We start from the raw sequence: 25,979 nt of genomic DNA, 5'->3' as shown, positions 1-25,979 counted from the left end.
TTGTTAAATACTCAACTGAAGCAGATTTTTCTGAGCACTTACGTTGTATTATGTTTGGTTGTGGTTAATGTATTTTTCTATAATCACCATATAGAATAACTTACACATTAGGCAATTATAAGAGTTTTAGTCAAATTAAATTCTAAATATGATTAGTAGTTCCAAAGTTTTCAAGTGCTTTGACTATGCTACCATGTATTAAAATATTTACTCTTGCTATAATAGCAGATGGGTCATCTTTCATACCTTTGCCAATCCATTCAAGCATAAGGCCTACAAAGGCATATTTATAAAAATGTGCTATAAACGCCTTATCGTCATCATTTCTTACAGTGATACCACTAGCCTTTTCTTCTACAACACCAAGTAAAAGATTATAAGTTTCACTATAGAGATAATTTTCTAAGTGTTCTCGATTAAGGGAGTGATAGGTATTTAAAACGAAATCTTTATTATTAGAAACGTATTCAAAAATTTGCATAAAGCCCTGCTGCCAGGTATCATATGTCTTTTTGTCTCCAAGGGCTTGTGAAGCTTCGTTAGTATAAATCCATTCAACAAGATCATATATGTCCTTAAAATGATAGTAGAAGGTTTGTCTATTAACTTCACAATCCTCTACAATATCAAAAATAGTGATTTTATCCATAGGCTTTTGAGATAATAATTTTTTTAATGACGCAGCAAGTGCTTTTTTAGTTGTTTGTGCCATGTGTGTCCCTCCGATTTCGAGCCGCCATAATATTGCTAAAGAGAAATAGTATCTTTTTTAATAAGATAATATTTATTAAATATCTAGATTATAAAAAGTCTTAATTAATAACAAAAAGCAGGTTCTATAAGTTTATTAGCTTATAGGTTTTGTGATTAAGAGGTTTCGATAATCTCATACAATATATTATATAGCTTAAATAGCATGTTAGCTATATTGCATAACTTGATGTATTTAAATTTGTCGTAAATAAAATTTGATTTGGACATAACGGATATAAAGTTGTATAACAAAAAACATAAAAATAAGAGACAACTAATAGGCTATGCTTGTAAAAACATTAAAGAAATTAACAAATTTTCTTGAAATAATGGTGCAAATTGTAAGAGGTTAGTTTATAATTGATAGTAAGTGTAAAAAAATGACAGCGATAAGCTAATGAAATGGGGTGGAGAACATTGGAATTTCATAGTCCAAGTGAAAAAATCAAACTTATGAGAAAGAAGTTTAGAGTTAACCAAGCTGAGTTAGAAGGCATAAACATGACTAGAGCTTTTATCAGCATGATGGAAAGCGGGAGAAGAAATGTAAGTAAGGCTAGTTCTAAACTTCTTGCAGAAAAATTTAATAAAATTGCAAATAGGATTTCAGTTAACTTAAATTTAGATGATGAATATTTTTCAAGAACTCCAAAGGAAGATGCAATTCATTATTGCAATGAAGAACTAAAGAATGATCCTAATCACGATAAGTTAGAAGAACTTATTGAGATATCTGAAGACTTTGAATTAGATGATTTACAGGCTGAAATGTACAAGCTTCAAGGGGAGAAGTATTATAATAAAGAAGACTTTAAGGAAGCGTTCTCTTACTTTCGTAAGGCTTTAGGCAAGTACAAAGAGCTTAGAGATAGAAAGTCGCAAGTAAGAATATATCAACTACTTGGTATCTGTAAGAGTAGAAGAGAAGAACATGAGGATGCTATTTATTACTTTAAAGAGGCTATAGCTTATGCGAGAGAAGAAAAAAATAAGAGAGTATTCTATAAAGGTAAATATAATCTAGCAGTTAGTTATATGTTAACTCAGCAATATGATAAGAGTTTAGAGACACTTGATCAAATAATTTTTGATAAAGCAGATGAAATTGATTTTGATATACTAGTTAATGTAAAAACTCTGAAAGGCTATGAATTGGCGTATTTAGATAGAGTTGAAGAAGCTATTGACGAAGATTTAAGTTTGATTGATATTTTAAGGGACAAAGATGATGAAAATCTATCTATGGTATATAATAATATAGCTGATGCTTATTACAAGATAGGTGACTATGAGAAAAGCTTAAAATTTGTTGATAAAGCGAAGAAAGTAAAAGTTAGCAAGCCAATGCTTTCACAAATACTAAATACCAAAGGTAAGGTTCTATTTAAGACAGGCTTTTATCAAGAAAGTATACTTGTATTAGGTTTAGCTATTGATTTAGCAGAAGAATATAAGAGATTTGACTATCTTCTAGAAAGTTGTAAGGATTTGATATCAGTATATGAATCTGCGAACGATTATAAAAGCATACAAGATTTAATGAACAGATTATTAGAGATTTTAGATACTAATGATGTCAAATCTGGTAAAGCATATGCGGTTCTAAAGCTAGCAGAAGTATCAGCAAAAATGGATAGTAGTAGCGAAACTGTAAGATATCTAAACAAATTGGAGATTTTATTGCAATAAATTTAACTAATATTAACAATTTATATTTCATATTTCATGGCAATTTGTGTATAATATATTATAATTGCTTTATAAAATGAGGAGGATGGGATATGAGAAATAAATTTTTTAAAACCATTGGAGGTATGCTTTTAGTTTGCATGTTAGTAATACCAGTGATAGGAAGCAAGAGCTTACCAACACATGGCGGGATAATTACTATTGATGGAGCTTATCAGCCTGCTGGTGAATAAAACTTAACATAAAGGACTAGATAAACTTATTTAATAAGACTTATCTAGTCCTTTCTATTTAAACGATTAAGTTTAGTTAATATTAATTGAATATACAAAAACTTATGTATTACATATCTCTTACAAAGAATATTTTAAATTAAATCGATTTTATTTTTATTTACTATCAGAAAAAACTTGATCCATTTAGATATATTTAATACAACTTAGAGGAATTTAAGGCCCTATATAGAAATTTTAATAAGACTAATAAGGAAAAAAATAAAGTGTTTTTAGCTATATATGAGTTCAGAAAAAATTGGTCATATAACACAAAATAATTAATCACAGAGGTGAGAGATTTGAAGGTTGGATTCTTATTTGGAGCTGGAGCAGAGGCTGGTTATGGGTTGCCATCTGGAGGAAAGTTTGCTCTTGAAATATTTAGGCAGGATACTACAGAGATAAAAGAATTATTTAAGGAACAGAGAGAAAAAATTGATGGTTCTACATACTATGCAGCCAGTTGGCTTCCTGATGATTATAAAACTAAGAGTGTAAGTTCTTTTGGAAAAACGGTTTTTGAAGCTATTATCAAAGATACCATTGAACATAATAGAGAGAAAATAATCGCGAAGATTAATGACTTCGATGCAATAGCGAAGGAGGAAGAAGGAAAACTTAAAGGAAGCTATAGTAAGACATATGCACAAATAGTAAATGAGACTTTAGGAACATCACTGAAAAACTGCAACATGAAGCATGAAATATCCTTTATAGATTATTTTAATGAAGGGAATAAGCTCTTTGAAAGCAATTATTTTTCTTCCTTGCTAAAGCTATATAAAACTCCCGGAGTGTTTGAGGGCAATACGAAATACGAGCTTAGGAAAATTATTTTGGCTATATTTCAGCTTCAAATAGGAGCTTTAAGTGAGAATTTAACTAGAAAGATAAATGACGGTATATTTAAGGATAAAGATGATTCCATAGATTTTCTTGATGATATAGGGGATGTTATTCAACTGAATTCACAGTCAACAGGTTTATCAGGACTAGAATATGTTATGGAAAATAAGACTATAGAATTAAAATCAAAAGGAGATCTTATTCTAAGCTTTGCAAGAAATATAATAGAAACAATATATTCTTCGGTGCTCGACTATAAGTCGCTTATAGATTCAAACTGGCATTACCTATACTGTCCAAAAGATGAATGGGCTAAGTTTTGTAAGATTAATATATTTTTGCTTTCGGTTAGAGAATATATAGTAAAGCAACTAGGGGATACATCTAGAATAAAGGCTGATGGCTATTATCATGATTTAATTTCTGCTATTAAAAAAAATATAGTTGAACCTACAACTATTGCTACCACAAATTATAATGTATTTATTCAGGAAATATTAAAAGATGATATCTGCTTTTTAAATGGATCCACAGATATATGGTATGATCCCTATGTAAATAGATTAGGAAAAAAAGAAGAGCTATCAAAGTGGGAGCAGCATTTTCTAGTACCTTTAATCTTCACTCAAAGCGGTACTAAACCTATGACTTCAATAGAAATGTCCAAGCGTTATGTTAAAATGTATGAGAATTTTAAAGAATCCGATAAAATATGTATCGTAGGCTTTGGGTTTAATAAAGATGATGAACATATCAATGGGATACTAAGAACACTGATTGATATTGACGATAAAAAGGTTGTTGTAATCGATTTGGATAATGGAAGAGGAAATGAAAATTTCAAGGAGAACATTGTGAATAAACTGAAGGTTTACAATGAAGATAATTTACAGGTTGTTTTAGTAGATTATGATAGAAAAGTTGAAGGTGCGAGCTGGCTTGATAGAGTAAAGTGCTTGTAAAAATTAATACAATTTCCACATTATTTCTTTGCTTTTTTAAAAAATTATGTATAATAGAAAGGGCGAATTTTTTAAAAGAACAAAAGGTTTTAGAGGGTTATTTTGCAAAAGTTTGATTTGTGCATATGTAAAATATAGTAGTAATTGATGGCTTTTATGTATGCGTAAATATGGATGTACCACTTTATAATAAAATTTGTATTTTCAGATTGAAGTAGTGCATATTTAATGTGAACCCTAGGCTAGAAAGGTTGAAGTAAGTGAAAGATTTTTATGGAGTTTTAGAATTAGAAAGACAAGCTACAAAGGAAGAAATAAAAGGAGCATATTTTGCAGCTGCAAGAAAATTTCCTTTTGATAGATATGAAGTAGAATTTATGGACATAAGAGGGGCTTATGAGGTTTTAAGCAACCATAAGACTAAAGAAGAATATGATGTTGTTATTGTTATGTCTAATGAGATAAAAGAAAAGTACGAGAAGGCAAAAGAGTTTATCAGAGAAGGAGAAGTAAGCTCCGCAGTTAAAGTTCTTGAGGAAATACTAAAGGATAATCCTAAGCTTCTCATAGTAAGAGCACTTTTAGCAGATATTTATTTGAAAAATAATAATAGTGGGAAAGCTATAAAGATTTATGAAGAACTTTCAAAGGAAGAGTCTGAAAATGCAGCTTTTTCAGGTTATCTTGCTAATGCATACCATATAAGAGGCTGGCAGAAGAAGGCGATAAAGGCTTATGAAAGAGCATTAGAACTTGATGCTGATAATATATCTTTATGGATTGGACTTTGCGATGCTCATGCAAAGGATGAAAATTATGATGAGGCTAAAGAGACTATAGAAAAAGCTCTAGAGATCCAAAAAGAGATCAGCTTTATTGCTGCATTATATTTTAGACTTATAATGCTTGAAATAAGCTTTGGAATGAACTCTTCAATAAGCGATCCTATTGATAAGCTTGTAGTACTTGCTCAAAATAATTCAGAAATTAAAGAGGACATTGCTTGGATTCTATGCGATATTGCAAGATATTTCATGCAGCTAGGTGGAGCAGAAGAGGCTGAAATACTTAATAATGCTGCAATTGGAATTTTACCACAGGATGAAAATGTGTTAGATACTAAGAAAGAAATTGAGAATTTCAATAAGTATGCTGACTTGTTTGGTAAATTAAGTGACGATGAAGAGATAAAACAAGAAATTGGTGTTCTCATTGGGCTAGAGGTGCTTCCTGACAGCGTTTTAGACTTAGATGAAGATGGAAAAGATGCCTTGGCTTATTATAATGAATATCAAATATTATCCCAATATGATGACTATAAAGCTTCAATTCAAAAACTTAAAAAGGGTTATCCTGAGTTTTACGAATTGATTAGAGACTTCCTTGATAAAGCGGCTAATGATGGTGAAAGAAGAAAGATGCTTAAAGGTTATGAAAAGCATAGTGATAGATTCTTTGAACTGATAAACGGCTCACCAGATTTATTTAAAGGTGAAGACGGTAACTTAGACGATGGACAACCAGCAGCAGAAAACTTTAATGAGGTAGTAACCTTTGTTAGAGAAGAGCCTAAGATAGGAAGAAATGATCCTTGTACTTGCGGAAGCGGTAAAAAGTATAAGAAGTGTTGTGGTAACTAGCTATAGAGTTCCAACTTCGGCTATTAATTTATACATGTTAATAGTTATAGTTGTGCTATTTTCGGACATCTATAAATTAAATTTCGATTCTACTTTCTAAATCTATTATTTGAGTTTGTATAAATAACAAGAAATATTGCGGTTCCGATAAAAAGCGTAAAGCCGATAACAAAGATAATATGTTGATTTAGTAAAGTGCTTAATCCCCACAAGAAAACTGAAAAAGCAAACATAAACATTGCCTTTCCCATAAACTTACATAGGGCTTTTTCATCATATTTAGCTTTTTCTTCTTTACTTGAAGTATTATACCCTGATATTAGGAAAGCGCCTTTTCCTAAAGAGAAGATTATTCCTAAAATAACGAACAGTGCAATTATTACGATTAGTCCAACTGGCATTATAAATTACCTCTTTATTAAAATCATTATTGAAATATTTATTGAATCTAAAGTTTTTATGTACTTGCTTGTTCCGAAGTATATTAGCTTGTCGTTACAGTAGTTGCTAATATATAAATATATTGTAATATGTAAAAGGCGAATAACGCAATTTATATAAATGGTTACAAAATAGGCGGTATCTTAAGAAAAGTAAAGCTACGACATGATAATTTTGGGGTAATGTGAAATACATGCTAATAAGAGGCGATAAAAACGACAAATTAGTAGTAGAATAATTATTGTGAAATGTTTTTTTGCTAAAGATGTACCAATTATAGGAGAAAATTATATGAATAAAAAGAAGCCCCTTGTATTAGTAATAGTAGGTCTGCTAGTGATAATAGCTATTACATTATTAATGAAGCACAATATACCGGCTAAGCTAAATGAACATAGAAGTATAGCAGCTCCGGATAGTATTATTTATTATAAGAAAGATGGCAAGGTTACTTTAACGAAGTCAGATTATAGATTTTACTCTATAGTTAATATAACTAATGAAAGAGTTAAGGGAATCAAAGATATGTATAAAAGCTTATATATGTTGGAGGATTTAAAGAAGAAGGGCACTTTGCTTGAATTTGATTATTCTGAAAAACAAACCTTTCAGTATGCTGTAAGGCCTACGGAATTAAGAACTGTTACTTATACTAAGCTTTATTTTGATTTGGATAAAAACGATAGTATAAGTAATCAAATGGACTTTGAAGGTGAAGGATATGGTCCTATTGGGCCTTTACTGACTGATGATAAATTGTTAGATATATTAAATAAATAGTTTTTGAGAATTGAATCCTTAAGAATGATATTTTACAATTGAATTATAGATTGTTATTATGCTTTAGATTCTGGAAACAGACTATATATAATGAATGGCAATATATCTCAATTCAATAGCTGTTGACATATTTGAAGTATAAGCGTAAAATAATAAGAAAAATCGGAATTTGAGGTGAAAAAATGTATAATTTTTCTTGCTAATTTTTAAAGTACAACATACACAAAAATAAATGGAGTAATTCTGTTTTTTTGTCGTACTTTTTTGTGCAAGAAAGTTATTCTTTTTTTCTCTTAATATATACTTTTGTGCTATGCCTTAGTGCCTAGCTTAACTTTGTATATCTATGAGCTGTAAGAATAATAATTTCTTGCGGCTCTTATTTTTGCTTTTTTTATTACAAGAGGAGGATTAAAAATGAAAATTGAAGATACTTTGCTAACGCATGATATTCTCCATATAGAGCCGGTTACTTTTGGCGACGCTAATATGGAGTAATAACAAGGTCGCCTTTTGTTCCGACTTTGTTATTTAAAAGTTTATAAAGGGATTACCTTAAAATTGATTTGTATTTTATCCTTTGCAATAATACGCAGAGTTTTAAAATAGTTTTAGATTTTGGGTTTTCTGGATTTAATTACAGAGGAGGACGATAATATGTCTATGATAAATGTTACTAATTTAACCTTCGCTTATGAGGGGAGTTATGATAATATATTTGAAAATGTAAGCTTTCAAATCGATACCGATTGGAAGCTAGGTTTTACCGGAAGGAATGGAAGAGGAAAGACCACTTTTCTAAATCTTCTTCTAGGAAAATACGAATATAAAGGAAATATTTCAGCTAATGTAAACTTTGAATATTTTCCCTATGAAGTTAAGGAGCAAGAGAATTTCACCATAGATATCATAAGAGAAATCAGTCCAAATTCAATGGATTGGGAAATAGTAAAAGAATTATCTATGCTTGATATGGATTATGATGCTTTATATAGGCAGTTTTACACACTATCTAAAGGTGAGCAGACTAAGGCTCTACTTGCAGCAATGTTTTTAAAGGAAAACTCTTTTTTACTTATTGATGAACCTACTAATCATTTGGATATTGAAGGTAGAAAGAAATTAAGTGATTACCTTAAAAAGAAGAAGGGATTTATCTTGATTTCTCATGATAGAGCTTTTTTGGATAATTGTGTTGATCATATCTTGGCAATCAATAAAACTAATATAGAAATACAAAAAGGTAACTTTTCTTCATGGTGGAGAAACAAAGAATTACAGGATGGTTTTGAACTGGCGGAAAATGAAAAACTTAAAAAAGATATCAATAGGCTTTCTGAAGCGGCAAAACGTTCCTCAAGCTGGTCTGATAAAGTTGAAAGCAGCAAGTTTGGAACTACTAATTCTGGAAGCAAATTAGATAAAGGTTATGTTGGACACAAAGCTGCAAAAATGATGCAGCGTGCTAAAAATATAGAGGCTAGACAGCAAAATGCCATTGAAGAAAAATCAAAGCTTCTTAAAAATATTGAATCTAATGAAAGTTTAAAAATAGTTCCTCTTACTTTTCACGATAAAAGACTTGTGGAGCTTTCAGAGGTCTCCATTCAATACGAGGATAAAACTGTGTGCGAAAAAATAAGCTTTACCGTTGAGCAAGGAGAAAGAGTTGCAATTCAAGGTAAGAATGGCAGTGGGAAATCAAGTATTTTGAAGTTAATAAATGGAGAAAATATCCCTCATGATGGTATTGTAAGGAAAAATAATAAACTGATAATTTCCTATGTTTCTCAAGATACCTCTGCTCTACAGGGAAATCTAACTGAGTATGCAGAGAAAAACTCTATAGATGAAAGTTTATTCAAAGCAATGCTTAGAAAGCTTGATTTTTCAAGAGAACAGTTTGAAAAGAACATGGAGGACTTTAGTGGAGGTCAGAAGAAGAAGGTATTGATAGCAAAAAGCTTGTGTGATAGAGCCCATATTTATATCTGGGATGAACCACTAAACTTTATTGATGTAATCTCACGTATGCAGATAGAAGAACTGTTGATGGAATATGAACCAACAATCTTGTTTGTTGAACATGATATTACTTTTTGTGAGAATGTAGCAACTAAGACTATAAGATTGTAGTAGATCTTTATAGGAGGTTATAGTAAAAAAATTTGACTTGTAGTTATTATAACTTGAAGAAACTAATTATAATTGTAGAAAAAATACCAATTATATAACCACAAGTTAAGGATTTTAATTTCAGATATATAATTATAAGAAGTAAAAGGTATAGCAGAGTTTTGCTATACCTTTTATTGCGTCTCTTAAAGCAAATTATATATCAGTAAACAGCTTTTCTTGGATAAGAAGAGGATGTAATGAATGCTATTTTAAATACCTATAGTTATGTATTAAAGAAATGTTGGTGGAATTAGAGCTTGTACATCCGATATAAAAGTTCAATCTAGTTTTGAAAAAATTTAATGGAATTCTAAAAAGATAATCCAATTATAAAAGTGAAAATAATTTACTTGAATCTTAATAAGTTTTATATAAAAATACATTTTATTAATCTATTTTTCTCTTAAATACGATGATATACTAATATATGGATGTATTGTAAATTAATAAAAATAGCCGTGAAAATATAAATTAAATGATTACTAAAATTTGAATTATCAAAAGAAGATAATAAAAGTAAAAATTTAATACGCTAGATTCAGAGAAGAGAATATAAATTTTATTATAAAACAGAATCAATAATAGAGATTTGGGGGAGAGAAAAATTAAGAAGTTAAGAAGAACAATAATAGTAATTTGCTTGATTATACTTTTCATTGACATATTTACAAATTTGCCTGAGAGTAAATACTATGATAAAGAGTTAAAAGAGCTGGTGAGCCAGAAAAAAGCACAGGTAATTGAAGTTAACAAAGATATGAAGATAGACAAGGATACTATATCAATTAAGAGAATCATTAACACTGATGATAAAACCTATATTAGATTTACATATAAAATTTTAGAACAAGGATGGTCTTTTCCTACTAGTGCAATTAATTTATATGATGATAAAGGAAGGCAATATAAATATAAGGGTGGAGAAGCGATAGGCAAGATATGGGGACAGGATGTATTAATAGAAGTTGAAAAGATAGATGAAGATGCTAAGTCTATAACTCTAAAACTTAACTGGTATGATAGAAAGGCCGAAATGACGATTTCACTTGATAAGGAGAAGAATGTTAATGAAAATAAGTAAGAAAAACATAAGTGGAATTATAGAGTGGAGTATAGCGATTGTACTTGTAATTATATGTTATAAATATTCATTTTTATCATATGGGAGTTTTTCACCTTTAAAAGCACATGAACTGTCAGAGAGAACTTTTCACTATGGACCTTCAAAGGTAGTAAAGACTATAGACATTGATGAAGGCAAAATATATTTATGCAGATATAAAGATTGGTTTTCAGCAGATACAGTCAATAAGGAGATAATTAAATGGTATCCAGGAGATGGAGTAGGCGGAACACCTATAGATTCTTCAAAACAAGTATCTTATAGCTGGAGTGGATCTGGAACTAAGAATAATGAAATGTTTATGAAAGTCTATGGCTATGTAAGCGATCCTAAAATAACCACTATTCTAATTGAAGGGGAAGATAAAATCAGCGTACCTAAGTATCAATTAGATGAAAGTAGAATGTTCATCTTTAATTGGAACGAAGATAATAAGCAAAATAAAACAAAGTATCTAGTTGGATTTGATAAGCAAGGGAAAGTTATTTATAAAGAAGAGCTTACTGGTTTATAAATTGTGTAAAAGGCGACTGTTGGTTAAATCAACAGTCGCCTTTTAATATGATGTATATATTGACTAAATTATTAAATTAAATTGTACATCTGCATATAGTTTGAGTAATAGAGTAGCAAATAATATTATAAAAGCATACTAAATTTATGCTACTGGATCTTTATCTTTTAAAGAAAACACTATAAATGGCACAGTGAACCCTAATATACTGAGAATTGTATAAAGAGTGGCACTTTCAGGTTTATAGAGTTTATATAGTTTATTTAATGCAAATAGTATAAGAATAAAATTGACCAATGACACTAAAGTGCCTAAAACATGCACATGGCGAAACACTACAAATATGATGGAGGCTACTGGTAGTACAATCTCAATATTTGGAACATCATAATCAAAGATTTTGAGACCTTTAATTAACTTACCTAAGATGTACAGCTGAGCTATAGGAATCCATGCTACCCAAGGGTTTTCCAATCCTTGACGCACTGCCATAGTATATAAAGCATAAGCCATAAAAATATAGAGAACTAAAGAAATTATGAAGAAGAAAAATATGAAAAATCCGAGTAGAGCAAGAAATTGATACATTAAATCACCTATCCTTTATTATTTAATAATTTATACTAGCAACTTGGATTAAATATTACAGAAGGTATAACTAAATTCGATTTATATCTGTTAGGCGAACTCATTTTAGCACAATTCTGTATCGTGAATAAATTAATAGTTGAAGTTGGAATAGTATAGTATAGACTAAATCAATTTCTGAGTATACTCCTTTTTATATAGCTCGATTTTGTAGAAATTGAGTAAGTTCTTCCTATTATAAAAATCAAGCAATATGCGAAGAAAGATGTAAGCAGGTAAAGCATTATTCAAATAAGCTTATATGGGATAAGTAAATATTTTTATGGAGAATTTTTTGAATAAGTCAAATTTTTATAAATGCATAGAATATGAAAAATCACTGGCAAAGAAACCAGTGATTTTTTTACTATAAAGGAAAGTGCAAAATTTTATTGAAATGTTAGTTTATTTTATAGGACACACACCAGTGCTACATTCACTATCATCTAGATCATGTTCATCACCATGCTCGTATTTCATTAATAGTTTAGCATCAAAAGGTTTCATGTTTGATACTCTAGTTTCATATTCCTCTTTTGTAATTGCTTCATAAGGTAAAAGAGGATAGTAGCTATCATCTAAAGACAAGAAGGATATACCAACTATTGAATTCCAGTTTTCATAAACCCAGTCTTCAACTAAAGCCCATTCCTTTTCTCTTACACTTACAGTAATACTTGCATTGTGGTCTACGTAATTGTCCATAAACATTTTATATATTTCAAGTTGCTCTATTGCTGAGACATCATATTTGGTTTTGCCTTTAGGTGCCTCAACAGGGAATTCGATAACTAAAGTTCTGGCATTTTCCATTGTAGAACCATTTTCAGGGTGCACAGGATATCCTAATTCTTGGCATACTTTAACTAATGCATCTTCAGCATTTATTCTTATCCTTCTCACATAATATGGAGAGTGAGAAAAGTGAAGTCCACTAGAAACCGTAGGAAGTAGTGACAAGGTACCTTCAGGCTTTAAGGTTGTAACAAGTAGTGATCTATTTAAGCCTAAAGAGTCTGCTAATTCATCAGCAGCTTTTCTGGCAGTAAATCTTAGCTTTTTTAGTAGATCAACTTGATCAGCTATACTCATGCCAACTGCATTTATAGCATCTTGATACCCTGTGATACTCACCCCTAGCAGTCTATCTCTCTTTAATTTATAATCCCATTCAGGGAGTTCAAGTTCCACAAGTGTTAATCTATAAGATGCTCTGGTTAGTAGTGAATGAGTTTTTAATAATCCATCTATATCAAGTTTTCCATCCTTTACATGGGCCATAATATTAGTAGTAACCAGATTACAAGTTTGACGGTCGTCGAGTAGCACCTCTCCACAGGGATTAGTTCCTTTAAAATTAGGGTTACGTCTTAAAGCTTCAGCGCCATTGTAGCTTGCTGGTTCGCCACTAAATTTCATTTGCTGAAACTGCCATTTCCAAAAATCTTTAGAAGGTTTTTCAAAGTGGATTATGGTATTATTGGATAATGCCCTATGTATAATGTCTTCATTTACAATCCAATTTCCATTTGAATCTTGAGTATATAAGCCATTCTTTGCTTGAATTGTTTCAGAATCATTGACGTCTATTAAGCCGATTTCAGCAGATCTTCTAACTCCGCCCACAACTACATTTTCAGCAATTATATTGGCAAAATCCAGCATATCAATAGCGCGTACCTTACCTTCAACGGCAGCTTTTCCAATTCTTTTGTTTACTACCTTATGAAATTTAATAAACATATTTTTTAAGCTATCATGCCCAGAAGCAGTTCCGCCGAAACGGATTAATCTTTCTCCTCTAGGTCTTACACTATCGTAATCTATCTCAATTGTTACGATATGCTTATATTCTTTTCTAGTAACTATGTCAAAATACATTTTTAAAGCCTGAGCCCAGCCCTCTTTTGAGTCTCCTACGTGTATATTAGCTTTAGTATTTTCATTAGAAAAATCTAGAGCTGTGGATTCTAATCTATTATTTTTACTTTTAGGTTCATATTCCTTATTTATAACTTCAACAAGTCTTATTTTAGGAAGATATTTAACATCCTGTTCAAGAACTCTAAATCCTACGCCTGTTCCAACCATTAATGCATAAAATAGCTCACCTAGTTTATCAAAACCATCCAATATAATAAGGCTGCAATTAAAATTTGCAAGAGCATGATCATTTACAGCTGCAGTTCCACCTATCCAAAAGGTACGTCCGCTAAGAAATCCCTTTAAGTTAAATACCAAATCAAATAATTCCTCAGCTTCTTCCTTCGAAGTATTAGAATCTAAACTGCAATTATATTCAACAGCTCTTTCAACGGTTTCAAGCCATGTTTCACGTCTTCCTTCTCTAGGCAACCATCTTGAATAAGTTCTATAATAAACAAAACTGCCTAATGGGGCTAATGGATTAAATTCCATATATCGATTTAAAAATTCTTGACTTAGTAACTTTTTCATAAAAAATCCTCCTTGAAAAGCATATCTCCTTTTTATATCGATGTACCACTGCGTAATAAAATTTATATTTTAAAATTCTCTCACCACAAGCTGTGAGAATTTTAAAAATATATTTCGGTTCGAAATGTTACATCTTTAGACTAACCAATTCATATTAAAATCCATATTTTCAAAATGAAGTAGTACATAGGTAAGTGTATAATTTAAAAGTAATACCATATATAGTGTGATGTTTTCTAAATAATACTACATGTGGTATAAATATGTCAAATGGTTTACTTAAATAATTCATCGTGAAAATTGAATAAATTAATAATAAAGTCAATGAATTTTAGTATAATTAATGACTATGTATACTTAGAAGGGGGATATACAATAATTAATTTATGAAATTCATATTTAATAAAAGTTATAAAAATAATTTTTATATATTTAAAATTATGAACCCAGGGCTATAATTATAAAAATTATTGTCCTGGGTTAATTTATAGGTATATTGTTTTAACTATATATAGCATAGATACGCTATTTTCAAATATAAATAGAAACTTAAGTTTCAAAAAAAGAAAACGTAAGGGTAAGAGCAATTAGGCTAAAGTCCGTAAAACTAAATGCCCTGTGCATACATAGCCTCAGCAACCTTAATAAATCCGGAGATATTAGCTCCTATAACCAAATTATCTTCAAAACCGTATTCACTGGCAGTGCTACTACATTTTTCATATATTCCTTTCATTATGTCCTGAAGCTTAGAGTCTACTTCCTCGAAGGTCCAAGAATATCTCATGCTGTTTTGGGACATTTCAAGAGCAGAAGTAGCTACACCACCAGCATTAGCAGCTTTTGCAGGTCCAAAGATTATCTTGTTTTTAATAAACAGATCAGCAGCTTCCATTGTTGAAGGCATATTTGCACCTTCTCCAACAGCATAACACCCATTAGCAATTAGAGCTTTAGCAGAATTTTCATCAATTTCATTTTGAGTTGCACATGGAAGTGCTACATCGCATTTGACATTCCATATTCCTTTGAAGCCTTCGGTATAGGTTGCAGTAGAGTGATACTTTACATATTCACTTATTCTTTTTCTTTCCACTTCTTTTATCTTTCGAATAGTAGAGAGGTTTATTCCATTAGCATCATAGATATATCCGTTTGAATCACTCATAGCTACAACCTTTGCGCCAAGCTCAGTTGCTTTTTGGTTTGCATAAATAGCAACATTACCTGATCCTGAAATAACAACAGTGGCACCATCAAAAGACTTACCTTTAGCTTTTAAGGCTTCATTCATGAAATAGCATAAGCCATAACCTGTGGCTTCTTTTCTAGCAAGACTTCCTCCCCAGCCGAGGCCTTTTCCTGTTAATACCCCAGTAAACTCATTGTTTATCTTCTTATACATCCCGTATAAATATCCGATTTCACGACCGCCAACTCCAATATCACCAGCAGGTACGTCTGTATTTTCCCCAATATGTCTATTAAGTTCTAGCATAAAGCTCTGACAAAATCTCTTTATTTCTCCGTCTGATTTACCCTTAGGATCGAAGTCACTACCACCTTTGCCGCCTCCTATTGGAAGTCCAGTTAGTGAGTTTTTGAAGATTTGTTCAAAGCCTAAGAATTTAATTATTCCTATATTAACTGATGGATGGAAACGAAGTCCACCTTTATAAGGTCCAAGGGCACTGTTAAACTGAACTCTAAAACCTCTATTAATATGTTCCTCGCCTCTGTCATCTATCCAAGGAACTCTAAAAATTATTTGTCTTTCAGGTTCTACTATTTTATCAAAAATCTTATCTTTTACCCATTCAGGGTGTTTTTCAGCAACTGGTTCAAGAGATAAGAGCACTTCTTCTACTGCTTGATGAAACTCAGGTTCATTTGGATTTCTTTTTATAACATCATCCATTACATGTCTTAAAATTTGCATTAAAATGGCCTCCTATTTAAAGTTGTTATTAAGTATTATTGACAAATTTAGCAGGAACAAGAGATTTATATTATTAATTATAAACCTTTACAAACTATAGCTAAAGAGTATAGCTACGGAAAATTGAGTTATACATGATTGCTTAGTGTAAAGAGGTAAAGTTTTCATTTTAATTTATGCTAGTTTGGGATATATATTCTTTCAAGTAGCATTATTCTGGATTTTGAAGTTTCAGATGCAGATCTTAAATATGAATTTAAAAAATTAGATTTTAATTTATGAAGTAATTGCTTTTGCTGATGTGAATATCTAAATAATAAAAGATTGTGTATTGAAGAGTGCTTAGTTTTAATGAATAGCTGTAATTATTTTGAAAATAGTCTTAAACTCATTAATGTTATTGTATGATTATATAGATAAACTACTTCATATTTAAATCTATCAAAATAAAGCTTTGTAGCTTCATCGAAATCTTTATTTTGAGTTCAAGGACTGAAGTGTTCATCTTTAAATACAACACTGAATTAATATTCTGATATTAAGAAGGGGAGTTTTATGAGGAAGATTATAGTGTCATTTTGTACAATACTATTGGTGCTATCATTGTCAGGTTGTAAGACAAATAGTACAAACAACAGATTAACTGTAGATAGTGGACAGTCTATTAAATTTACTAAAGAAGAAATAAATAAAGCAGTAGATTGTGTAAAAAATAATTTTGCTTTTAAAGGTTGTACGCTTACAAAGGTATGGTATGATGAAGAAAAATCCAAATCTCTTTCTGAAGGTTATATGAAAAATGGGAGAGGTTCTGTAAATGGAGTAAAGCCAGAGAATGTTATTGTTTTGTTATCAAATTTTGATGTTGACGGGTCAGGTAATAATCCTGTATTAACCCCAAATTCTACTTATTCAGATTACCAGTGGATATTAATAAGAGATAGTAAAGATAGTGATTGGGTAATAGATGATAAAGGATACTAAAAATTTAATAGCTATATTAAGCTTAGAGATTTATAAAATAAAATTTTATATAACTCACATTTAAGAAAAGCATTCAATGCAGATATTGAGTGTTTTTTTGTTTTTGGATTAACTTGCAACTATTGATTTCTACAGGCTTTAAAAGAGACTTAAGAAAAGTTTAAGAATTAGAGTTTCCTGTGTTTAGTTCTAATTAAAATCAATTTTAAATAGTATATTAAGGTATATTCATTAGGGAGGGAGAGAGTTGAGAAAAGATAAATTTAGGAAATCAAAGTTATGTATTATTGCGATATTAGCGGCTTTTATATTTAGTTTTATCAATATAGGTATACCTAACAAAACAAAATCAGTTAAAGCTGCAGAGCAAAATAATGAAAAGAATCTAATTATTTTAATAGATAAATCCTTAAGTATGAAGAAAACAGACCCATTTGGATTATCATTAGTAGCTGGGGTTATGCTTATGGATACTCTAAGTGACAAGGTAAATGTGAATGTTTTGGGCTTTGGAGAAGCGGTGACTTATGATAAAAAGCTTAGTGAAAAACCTTCACGAGAAAGTTTAAAGACCTTTTTTCAGGCTATAAAGTTTGAAGATAGAGGTACTGATCTTAAGGAAGGTTTGAAGGAAGCTATTTCTCAGCTTGATGGAGTAACCGGGGATAAGTCAATTATTGTTTTGTCTGATGGCAAGGAAGATCCTGTTAATGGGATCACCGCAAGTCATGAAAGCGAGCTTAATTCCTTAGTTAAGAAAGCCTATTCCTCAAAGATAAAGATTAACACCATAGGACTTTCAAAGGATGTGGATCAAAATAGATTAAATTCCATAGCGTTTAACACTGATGGAGATTTTCTATATTGTGAAAACTCTGCAGAGCTTTTCAATGCATTTAGTAAGATGCTTGGTGATATGGAGGGCTTCTATACCATAGCTAACTACAATACCCAAAGTCAAAAAAGTCAGGAAATTAAGTTAAGTTCAATGATTGATGAGGTTATTATAAAGGTCGCTTCCTGTGAAAATAAATCACCTTTAGTTAGTGTTACTTCAAATGGTGAGGAGGTTCCAGCAGATAAAACTGGTGATACTTATAAGATTTATAGATTAAAAAATGACAGTGATAAAACCTTAAAGATAGATAGCAAAGACAATTCTAAGAATTCTGTTATTGTTCAAATAAAAAGTAAAGCAAGCATAAATATAAATGCAACACAGACTACTCTAAATATACCAAAAGGAATACCTTTAAAGTTTGATATAACAGTGGATAGCGACAAAAAGTTAGATGGAGTTTATCTTCAAAAGAAGGAGCAAGATAAGATTGAAAACCTTAATAATAAGGTAGGGGATGTTTTTAAGTATGAATTCAATAAGGACAAGCCTGGTCAATATCCAATTACCCTAATAGCTCAAGATGGAAATGGCGGTATCATTGGGGTTAAGGAAGTAGTTATACATGTTAATGATTATCCACCTTTTTATTATGAGGCAGGGCTGCCTAAAAATGTAAAACTGGGAGATAAAATGAAGTTAAAACTTGTACCTAAGGATGGTACAAAGATTACGAGCTTAGGTGGAACTGTAGTTATAGATGACGGAAAGGAAAAGAAGGAATATCCGTTAAAGGTTGAAAATGGAGCTCTTTTAAGTGAAATTGAATTTGATAAAAAAGGAATAGTTAATATTTCTACTAGTATAAATGGAGTAGTGAATAACGAAAGCTTTAGCTATTATCTGCCTTATGAAAGTCTTAATGTAATAGACAAGCCGTGCGTTGATATTGAAGGAGTTACTTCATCTAAGAAAAATTATAAGCTTGGGGAGGCTGTAAATTTAAATATAAAACTAGGTAATGTCATACTGTATGACAAAGAAAAAGTAGAGGTTTTAGATGGAGATAAAAACAAAGTAGGAGAGTTTGAAGTTGCTCCCGAAGGACCAAAGGAAATATTAGTTTCAATAAAACCTATAAAAAATTCAAGAAACTTGAAGCTTTCCTTTAAGACCGCAGATGATGTGAAAGTAACTGAAAGTATAACTACAAAAATAGTGGTATTATCAGGTGCACTATACTATCTAAACTTATTCAAGATTCCATTAATAATTGTAGTTATCTTTGTTTTAACAGCTTTGTTCTTATACCTCTTAGGAAAGAGCTCTTTTAAGAAAAACATTGAGAGCTATAGTATAGCCAAAGAATTAGATTGCACCGTTGGTTCAAGAACTAGTTCAATAAATCTTTCTATGAATTTGCAGCAAAATACTATGTATCTAAACTTTAATAATAGGCTTAAAGCTTTAGCCATAGATGATATAGATGACAATGCCATAGGATATTTTTCTCTTGCAATAGAGGACAAACCTCAATTCCTACTTGGTTTGATCTATCTAATTAAAAAGGAAAATATCTTTAAATTTAATTATTGCGGTACAGAACCACAGGAAATTCTATTTAATGATGAAGAGGTAGGAAGTGAAGTAGCCTATACACCAGGAGTGGAGGTGTCCTTAACAATCAAAAAAGAAAAAATCAGAGTTAATTTTATGTAGTTCATTTGTTAAAAAGTAAAATCACAATTTGGAAATGTTTGTAGTTATCGTTGAAAATCATATTAATCTTCTGCGAAACTCATTTAAGTATCGGAATAGTGGCACCTAAATTTCAACACAGTACACAAACATAACCTGAAATTTGTTATATTTGGGAGGTATACAATGCGTAACATGGAAGTTCCAAAAGATATTATGCCCACTTTAGTTATTGGACTCGGAGGTACAGGCTTTCAAGTTATTAAAAGACTTAAGAAGCTATTTAGTAAAAGATATGGTGGTAAAAAGCTACCTATAAGATATTTGATTATCGATACAGACTTAAAATCTTTCTTAGATGATGATATAGATAACAACGAAAAGTGTCAGTTGAGATTTGGAGAGGGTGTTAAGACAACTTTAGATTGGGCTTATAATAATCAATACTTTGATTGGCTTCCTAAAAATCCACCAATAACTCCTGATTTCTTTACCTCAACAGATCAAGGTGCAGGACTAATGAGACCTATAGGTAGAATGTACTTAGCGAAAAATGCACAGCTGGTATATGATACTTTAAATACTGCAAAGAACGATCTTGTTGATCTACACAAGGTATTAACAGATGTTGGAGAAGCTTATTTAGAAAACATAGATAGGCATAAGGTTTATGTAGTTGGATCTTTGGCTGGGGGCACTGGTTGCGGTACTTTTTTAGATGTAGCTGTAATGTTGTCAAAGGTATTCAACAGAGATAATACAAATATAATTGGCTTATTCACCTTAGAAAGCTGTTATGATGACAAGCTTTCTTCAGATTTAGATGCTCAAAATAGAAGTAAGGCAAACTGTTATGCTGCACTTAAAGAATTGGAGTTTTTCATGTCTTCTATTACCAATCCAGATGATGAAAAATACTCCTTTAAGTACAATAATATAGGAGAAATCAAGCTTGAAAAGAAGCTTTTTGATATCTGTTATCTTCTTGAAAATAAAAATGAAATGGGTGGAGTGTTAACAAATATTGAAGATATTTATGATTTGTGCTCTCTTCAGCTGTTCCAGGAGGTAGGCACAAAGCTTGGATCTCAGTTAAGAGCTGATTATGCTAATTTTATATGTAAAGATAAGGACCCAGTATTGAAAAGGGATAGACATTTTAGTACTTTCTCATCTTCTTCGATGGAAGTGCCAGTGGAAAATTTAAGACGATACTGTGCTTATAGACTTACTTCTGAGATATTATCAAAGATATCTAATTCAAGTGAAGAGGAGAGCCTTTACGAAATAGCTCAAAACTTAGCATTAGAGATCAATGAAGCCTTAGAAATAACAGAGAGACTTAAGGATTTTAGAAGCAGTAATAGATATAGTGGAAAGAAATATGCTGAGTTTATAGGTAAAAAAGGGAATCTTAAGAGAGTTGAAAATATCTCTGATGAAAGATATCAGGAATGGAAAAGTGAACAGGAGAATAGCAGAGAGTTAATTAATAAAATCCTCAGCAGCTTTGTAAATGAAAAGGCTGTAGAATATGGCCTAATTAATTTAAATTCAATCTTTACTGAACTTAAGGCAGCTTTTGCAAGTGATTATGAAAATTATGCAGATTTCAATAATAAGAGCACTGTTGATAGAGCAAATATTGAAAACAGCATGGACAATATAAAAGATAAAAAAATCAAAAACGGTAAGAAAGATGTAGACGGCAAACTGATTTCTGATTTTAATAAGTTTGTAGATCAAAAATTTGGAGAGCTGGCTTATAAGATCCTAAAGAAAAAGTATGACCTGTCAGCAGGGATTATTGATGATTGTAAGTCTAGTATTAGTGCTGTAATAGGAGATATAAATGCTTCTATTAATCAAGTTAACAATAGGCTGAATAAAATCAACTATCAGGCAAACAAAAAGTATGGCGGAAATATTATTTCCAGAGAAATGATTACAAAGGAATTTTACGAACACTATTATTATGAAAGTTTTGGTAAGAATCTTACAGAAAAAGTTGCAGCAATGTTCAAGGATATGAGCATTATTTCCGTTATTAAAGAAGGAAAAGATAAGCTTTTGGAAATTTGTGAAAGAGAATTTGATAAGGTCGATTCTAAGATTAATATAATGGAGATCTTAGAACAAAACGCAAAAGATAAAAATATAAGTATAAATGACTATGTTAAAGAGCAGCTTGAGATAACCTCTAAGCTATCTAAGCCATTTTGGTCTGCTGTAAAAAATCCAGAAGTATCATGGACCGAATGTTATTACATTGGAGCAATAAAGGATGAAAATATAACCAATGGCTTCACAATAAAACCACAAGAACCTATAGACAATTGGATCAGAAGTCAAACAGGCGAAAGATCAAGACAAGCAAGATATGTGGAAACAACAAATCCATATTCAATTGATGTAATTCATATAACCATGGGAGCTTGCGCAGGATATCTACCAGATATAAAAAATTACAAGCAGTTTTATTTAAGACTTCTTTCCACAAAGGCTTATCCACTACATCTAAACGAGTCATATATAGGACTTAGTGATTTGGATCTAGATACAGAAAAACTGATGGAGGATTACTATCTATCCTTAGCTTACGGGTTAATAATAAATGTTGATGGAGACTTTGTTAAAAATCTTAGATATGAGGATGGCTTCAAATATATCTATTCTTCTCCTTACTGCATTGAGTTTGAAGGTAGCGCGGAAGAGTGTATGGAATTCCCTAAAAACAAGGCAAGCATAGATAAGAAGTTGATCTTAGGTACCTCTCAGGAAGAAGTTATTAATAAAATAGCACAAGACAAGCAGTTGGTTAAATTAATACATGATTTTGTGGTATCCATAGAAAAGAGCTTTAAAAAGGAAGAACTAAAAGAGCATATGATAAAATTCATCTCAGATGAAGTAAATGAGAAGGATTTTATCGCGTATGAGAAGCTTAAATATAAAACATCATTATAGTAGAGGTGTTTTAAATGAATGAAGTATTCAATCCTTCATTAGTAATTTCAGCAGGGCCTTCTGGTAAAAAGGCCCTGGACTTTTTAAATAATATGCTCTTAGAAATACCTGATCACTTTTTAAATCTAATAGAATATTGCCATATAGAAAGTATTGATGAGATAAAGAGTGAGCTTCAAGAAATAGTGGATAACAAGCTTTTATCAGCTAAAAATCTTAACAAGCTTGTAGATTTGGGATATAAGGTTAGAAATGAGAATATTGAAGGCGTAAAGATAAATATTTATGTGCTTTGGGATATGTATAGTGCTGAAATACCTGCAAGTGAATTAATTGAACTTATTTATGGACTGAATTACGGAAATGTAGATAAGTCACAGTATTCAGGGGTGTCTTTATACATCATTCCAATAGTTCATAAGGAATGGGCGTATAATGAAGAAGAAAAATTAAGGGGAGTAAATAATTTAAGTACAATTGTTAAGTTCATTACTAAGCAGGAAAATATGATAAATATTGATTCTAAGATATATCTTCTTCATAGCATCTCAAAAGACGGTACAAGAATCTCAAAAGAAGAGTTAGAATATATAAGCTCTCATTTAATATATTTAAATATAGTTCCATCAAAGCAGTCGCCTTTATCATATTTTAACCAAAGGATATTAATGCACGAAGGCGACTTTAAGGTTGGTACCATTGGAATATCAGCTTTATCAGTTCGAAAGGATAAGCTTTTAAAAGAGTTTTCAGGCTATCTTGTTTTTGATCTTATGGAGCGGGCCATAAGTTTTGAAAAGTATATTGATTATAGTGCGTATGATAGCTTTAGAAACATTAAAAGAAGCCTCCATATAAATGAGTTTAAAAACGGAGTGCCGCTTATAGATGGCGATGAACCTACACTAAAGCTCAATGAAGATATAGAAGTCAATTTAACACATAACATTTGGGATTATCCTAGAATCATGAAAAATTGGGAAGGGGTATTTGAACAAAAATATCTAGGAGAAATAAAGAAAAAGATAGACAAAAGTTCCATAGATATAACAGCTAGAGCTAAAGAGACAATTAATAGAGATTTACATGAAGTATCTTTAAGTTATAGCCTGAAACAAGGTGAAAACTTCTTGCTAGATTTATTAAAAAATGCAGAAGAGCAGTCTACAGGTTATGGAACTAAGTCACCTAAGGATATAAGTTATTTAAATGAATCCTTGAAGAAGAAGGTTTGCAACTATCCAAATTATATTGGGTTTATAGTGAAGATGGTTATTCTTATAACCTTTTTAATATATTCTTCAAATAACCTGTTTTTTTCTTATCTAAGTATGGGCATGAGAATTATATATGTAATCTTATTAATAGGCCTAACATCCTCTATTACTTGGTTAGACTACAAATATAAAGTGAAAAAGTTTAATGATTTCATAAAGACTTATATAGATGAAGTTTATAAAAATTCAGGTATCTTAGTTAAGCAATATATGGAAAATAAATTAGCTGAAGTCCAAAAATCTATAATAGATTATATTAGTGGAAAGCTTGAGGAAGTAGATGAAGGTATAGAAAATTGCAGAAAAGTAAGATCAGATATTTTAGCTTTAACTCAATATAATGATTTAGATGACGAAAATCTTATAACCAGCTTGCTTGATTTTAAAGATAGAAAAAGGTTCTACGAAACTCAAAGTAAAGATCTTGGAAGCATTTATTCAGGTCTTGCAGCAAAGCTTTTAGATATTAAACAGTTTAGGGAAGAAACGATAAAGGAGATTATAGAAGAGTATGCAATTGAAGTTTCAAAAAGCTATATAGCTTTAGATTTTTATGAATTTTTAAAATTCAAATATGGGGAGAATTTAAATGAAGGGATCTCAAGCTGGATTGATAAAGGAGTGATTAAATCTAAAGAATTACTTCAGTATAATAATAGCCGAGAGTTAGAAAAGCATGGTATGTTTGTAGCAACAAAAGGTTTTGTAGAAGCTACAAAGTATGTGCTAAACTCAAAACTAAGTGGATATGAGATTTCTACCATTGACGGGGAAGATATTTTTATGGATAGCATATCCATAATTAAGCTTACTTTAGGAGTGAAGCTTAGCAGCATAACTCCTTTTATGAATATAAGGGAGGGGAACAATATATGATAGAAATTATTGCTTTGTTTTTAGTTATAGTATTCTATGTGATTCCTCTAAACCTTCCGGTATATTGGCTTTGTATAAAATTTGCAGATTATCTCCTAGAAACTTTTCCGAATTCGCCCTTTAAGTTTTTGCTTTATATATCATCGGATTATTTACCTCCTTCAATCTATTTCGTAAGCTTTGTACTTCTATTTTTACTGCTTTATTTTTTATTAAGTAATGTAGTAAGAAAAAGTCTATTTGTATTTAAAAATATAGATATAAGTAAGTGGAGCTTAATTAAATATTCCAAAGGACAAAGCTCTATAAACCTTGCTGCAAGAGTTCTTATCATTTTATCATTGATTGTTCAAATATTTTTTAAAGTAATAGATATTAAGATTATAGTATTCGGTATGCTTTGTTTAATATTTATTTTTAAAGAATTGAAGAATAAGAAGATTAGGAAAGATTTAGAAAGTGAAATAAAATCCGATAAGAAAGCTATAGATAAAGAATTAGCGAAAGATAGTGGTAAAGCTTATATCGAGTTTAACTGGAGCTACACTATGGATGCTTTAAATATAAAGAAGCCTATAGACTTTAAAGTTAGCTTAAATAAAGGAGATAAACACTTAGTTCAAGATGAGGAAAACCAGCTAGAAGTTGAGAAGAATATTAAAGACTTCGGAGAACAGATTAAAGAATTATGTGATTCAAATGGCTTGGATAATTTTCATAAAATCTCAGTGGTTTACTCTCTATTGAGTAAATTTAAATATAAGAAAGAAGTAGATAATAAAATTTTTACTCTGCAAAAGCCATCCGAAACCTTAGAAAAACAGGAAGGTGACAACTATTCCTTAGGTGTTTGCGTTGCTGCAATCTTAAGAGCTATGGATATGGAAGTTATAGAACTAAAAATCCCGTTAAAAGATGGACAAACTAACCTTGCGCTTGCGGTAGAAGGCGCAGATGAACTAGTCGGCAACTATTACACTAATGATAATAAACAATACTTTTATTGTGAGTTAAAGGAAGACAACAGCTTTAGAATTGGAGAAGTGCCAAGCACTGATAAATAATTGTTTGTAGCTTATTGTGATTATCATCATAATATATAATAAAAACAAAAT

General features: G+C 30.8%; 18 protein-coding genes. 13 read left to right on the top strand and 5 right to left on the bottom strand.

The window, feature by feature from the left end:
- Positions 1 to 142 precede the first annotated feature (142 nt).
- On the bottom strand, positions 143 to 712 hold the full coding sequence (locus J3477_RS04030) for a TetR/AcrR family transcriptional regulator (protein ID WP_206868274.1): 570 nt from the start codon (positions 710 to 712) through the stop codon (positions 143 to 145).
- Positions 713 to 1,170: 458 nt separating this feature from the next.
- On the opposite strand from J3477_RS04030, the gene J3477_RS04025 reads away from it, so the two are divergent.
- From J3477_RS04025 to J3477_RS04010, 4 genes are all read left to right on the top strand, one after another.
- Complete coding sequence (locus J3477_RS04025) at positions 1,171 to 2,442, top strand: tetratricopeptide repeat protein (protein ID WP_206868273.1); 1,272 nt, start codon at positions 1,171 to 1,173, stop codon at positions 2,440 to 2,442.
- A 92-nt stretch (positions 2,443 to 2,534) separates the two neighbouring features.
- The gene (locus tag J3477_RS04020; RefSeq protein WP_206868272.1) at positions 2,535 to 2,675 is read left to right on the top strand and encodes a hypothetical protein; all 141 of its coding nucleotides are present in this window, start codon (positions 2,535 to 2,537) and stop codon (positions 2,673 to 2,675) included.
- Between the two features lie 341 nt (positions 2,676 to 3,016).
- On the top strand, positions 3,017 to 4,525 hold the full coding sequence (locus tag J3477_RS04015; RefSeq protein WP_206868271.1) for a hypothetical protein: 1,509 nt from the start codon (positions 3,017 to 3,019) through the stop codon (positions 4,523 to 4,525).
- Positions 4,526 to 4,785: 260 nt separating this feature from the next.
- Positions 4,786 to 6,165 carry a tetratricopeptide repeat protein gene (locus J3477_RS04010; RefSeq protein WP_206868270.1) on the top strand — a complete coding sequence of 460 codons (1,380 nt, stop codon included), beginning with the start codon at positions 4,786 to 4,788 and terminating at the stop codon, positions 6,163 to 6,165.
- Between the two features lie 89 nt (positions 6,166 to 6,254).
- On the opposite strand, the gene J3477_RS04005 is transcribed toward J3477_RS04010, so the two are convergent.
- Positions 6,255 to 6,566, bottom strand: a complete 312-nt coding sequence (locus J3477_RS04005) for a DUF3784 domain-containing protein (protein ID WP_206868269.1) — start codon at positions 6,564 to 6,566, stop codon at positions 6,255 to 6,257.
- A gap of 331 nt (positions 6,567 to 6,897) precedes the next feature.
- On the opposite strand from J3477_RS04005, the gene J3477_RS04000 reads away from it, so the two are divergent.
- From J3477_RS04000 to J3477_RS03985, 4 genes are all read left to right on the top strand, one after another.
- On the top strand, positions 6,898 to 7,386 hold the full coding sequence (locus J3477_RS04000; protein ID WP_206868268.1) for a hypothetical protein: 489 nt from the start codon (positions 6,898 to 6,900) through the stop codon (positions 7,384 to 7,386).
- Positions 7,387 to 8,043: 657 nt separating this feature from the next.
- Positions 8,044 to 9,522, top strand: a complete 1,479-nt coding sequence (locus tag J3477_RS03995; protein WP_206868267.1) for an Lsa family ABC-F type ribosomal protection protein — start codon at positions 8,044 to 8,046, stop codon at positions 9,520 to 9,522.
- A gap of 631 nt (positions 9,523 to 10,153) precedes the next feature.
- Positions 10,154 to 10,645 carry a DUF5643 domain-containing protein gene (locus J3477_RS03990; RefSeq protein ID WP_206868266.1) on the top strand — a complete coding sequence of 164 codons (492 nt, stop codon included), beginning with the start codon at positions 10,154 to 10,156 and terminating at the stop codon, positions 10,643 to 10,645.
- Positions 10,632 to 11,201 carry a hypothetical protein gene (locus tag J3477_RS03985; RefSeq protein ID WP_206868265.1) on the top strand — a complete coding sequence of 190 codons (570 nt, stop codon included), beginning with the start codon at positions 10,632 to 10,634 and terminating at the stop codon, positions 11,199 to 11,201. Before J3477_RS03990 ends, J3477_RS03985 begins: the two co-directional genes overlap by 14 nt.
- A 144-nt stretch (positions 11,202 to 11,345) precedes the next feature.
- Here the strand turns inward: J3477_RS03985 and J3477_RS03980 are convergent, their stop codons facing one another.
- The 3 genes from J3477_RS03980 to gdhA form a co-directional block, all read right to left on the bottom strand.
- Positions 11,346 to 11,789 (bottom strand): hypothetical protein, encoded by a 444-nt coding sequence (locus J3477_RS03980; RefSeq protein ID WP_206868264.1) that lies wholly within the window; start codon positions 11,787 to 11,789, stop codon positions 11,346 to 11,348.
- 444 nt (positions 11,790 to 12,233) lie between these two features.
- A complete protein-coding gene (gene nrdJ, locus J3477_RS03975) occupies positions 12,234 to 14,285 on the bottom strand; it encodes a ribonucleoside-triphosphate reductase, adenosylcobalamin-dependent (protein ID WP_206868263.1) in 2,052 nt (683 codons plus the stop codon).
- A gap of 607 nt (positions 14,286 to 14,892) precedes the next feature.
- A complete protein-coding gene (gene gdhA, locus J3477_RS03970; RefSeq protein WP_206868262.1) occupies positions 14,893 to 16,224 on the bottom strand; it encodes an NADP-specific glutamate dehydrogenase in 1,332 nt (443 codons plus the stop codon).
- A gap of 555 nt (positions 16,225 to 16,779) precedes the next feature.
- On the opposite strand from gdhA, the gene J3477_RS03965 reads away from it, so the two are divergent.
- From J3477_RS03965 to J3477_RS03945, 5 genes are all read left to right on the top strand, one after another.
- Positions 16,780 to 17,208, top strand: a complete 429-nt coding sequence (locus J3477_RS03965) for a DUF4829 domain-containing protein (protein ID WP_206868261.1) — start codon at positions 16,780 to 16,782, stop codon at positions 17,206 to 17,208.
- A 247-nt stretch (positions 17,209 to 17,455) separates the two neighbouring features.
- Positions 17,456 to 19,765 carry a VWA domain-containing protein gene (locus J3477_RS03960; RefSeq protein ID WP_206868260.1) on the top strand — a complete coding sequence of 770 codons (2,310 nt, stop codon included), beginning with the start codon at positions 17,456 to 17,458 and terminating at the stop codon, positions 19,763 to 19,765.
- A gap of 165 nt (positions 19,766 to 19,930) precedes the next feature.
- A complete protein-coding gene (locus tag J3477_RS03955; RefSeq protein ID WP_206868259.1) occupies positions 19,931 to 22,711 on the top strand; it encodes a tubulin-like doman-containing protein in 2,781 nt (926 codons plus the stop codon).
- Positions 22,712 to 22,725: 14 nt separating this feature from the next.
- Positions 22,726 to 24,864 (top strand): zinc metalloprotease, encoded by a 2,139-nt coding sequence (locus tag J3477_RS03950; RefSeq protein ID WP_206868258.1) that lies wholly within the window; start codon positions 22,726 to 22,728, stop codon positions 24,862 to 24,864.
- The gene (locus J3477_RS03945) at positions 24,861 to 25,928 is read left to right on the top strand and encodes a hypothetical protein (protein ID WP_206868257.1); all 1,068 of its coding nucleotides are present in this window, start codon (positions 24,861 to 24,863) and stop codon (positions 25,926 to 25,928) included. The genes J3477_RS03950 and J3477_RS03945 overlap by 4 nt, the downstream gene beginning before the upstream one ends.
- The last annotated feature ends 51 nt before the right edge of the window (positions 25,929 to 25,979 follow it).

Source organism: Clostridium zeae (genome assembly GCF_017312485.1).
In the GTDB taxonomy this organism is placed as follows: Bacteria; Bacillota; Clostridia; order Clostridiales; family Clostridiaceae; genus Clostridium_AR; species Clostridium_AR zeae.
The sequence above is the reverse complement of the archived record's forward strand: the minus strand, read 5'-3'. Positions and strand labels throughout refer to the sequence as shown.

Excerpts from the sequence above, each read along its gene's own strand:
- J3477_RS04005 (WP_206868269.1), bottom strand. The coding sequence starts at position 6,566 with ATGCCAGTTGGACTAATCGTAATAATTGCACTGTTCGTTATTTTAGGA.
- nrdJ (WP_206868263.1), bottom strand. The coding sequence starts at position 14,285 with ATGAAAAAGTTACTAAGTCAAGAATTTTTAAATCGATATATGGAATTT.
- J3477_RS03950 (WP_206868258.1), top strand. The coding sequence starts at position 22,726 with ATGAATGAAGTATTCAATCCTTCATTAGTAATTTCAGCAGGGCCTTCT.
- J3477_RS03965 (WP_206868261.1), top strand. The coding sequence starts at position 16,780 with ATGAGGAAGATTATAGTGTCATTTTGTACAATACTATTGGTGCTATCA.
- J3477_RS04000 (WP_206868268.1), top strand. The coding sequence starts at position 6,898 with ATGAATAAAAAGAAGCCCCTTGTATTAGTAATAGTAGGTCTGCTAGTG.
- J3477_RS04030 (WP_206868274.1), bottom strand. The coding sequence starts at position 712 with ATGGCACAAACAACTAAAAAAGCACTTGCTGCGTCATTAAAAAAATTA.
- J3477_RS03945 (WP_206868257.1), top strand. The coding sequence starts at position 24,861 with ATGATAGAAATTATTGCTTTGTTTTTAGTTATAGTATTCTATGTGATT.
- gdhA (WP_206868262.1), bottom strand. The coding sequence starts at position 16,224 with ATGCAAATTTTAAGACATGTAATGGATGATGTTATAAAAAGAAATCCA.
- J3477_RS03955 (WP_206868259.1), top strand. The coding sequence starts at position 19,931 with ATGCGTAACATGGAAGTTCCAAAAGATATTATGCCCACTTTAGTTATT.
- J3477_RS04020 (WP_206868272.1), top strand. The coding sequence starts at position 2,535 with ATGAGAAATAAATTTTTTAAAACCATTGGAGGTATGCTTTTAGTTTGC.
- J3477_RS03980 (WP_206868264.1), bottom strand. The coding sequence starts at position 11,789 with ATGTATCAATTTCTTGCTCTACTCGGATTTTTCATATTTTTCTTCTTC.
- J3477_RS03995 (WP_206868267.1), top strand. The coding sequence starts at position 8,044 with ATGTCTATGATAAATGTTACTAATTTAACCTTCGCTTATGAGGGGAGT.
- J3477_RS03985 (WP_206868265.1), top strand. The coding sequence starts at position 10,632 with ATGAAAATAAGTAAGAAAAACATAAGTGGAATTATAGAGTGGAGTATA.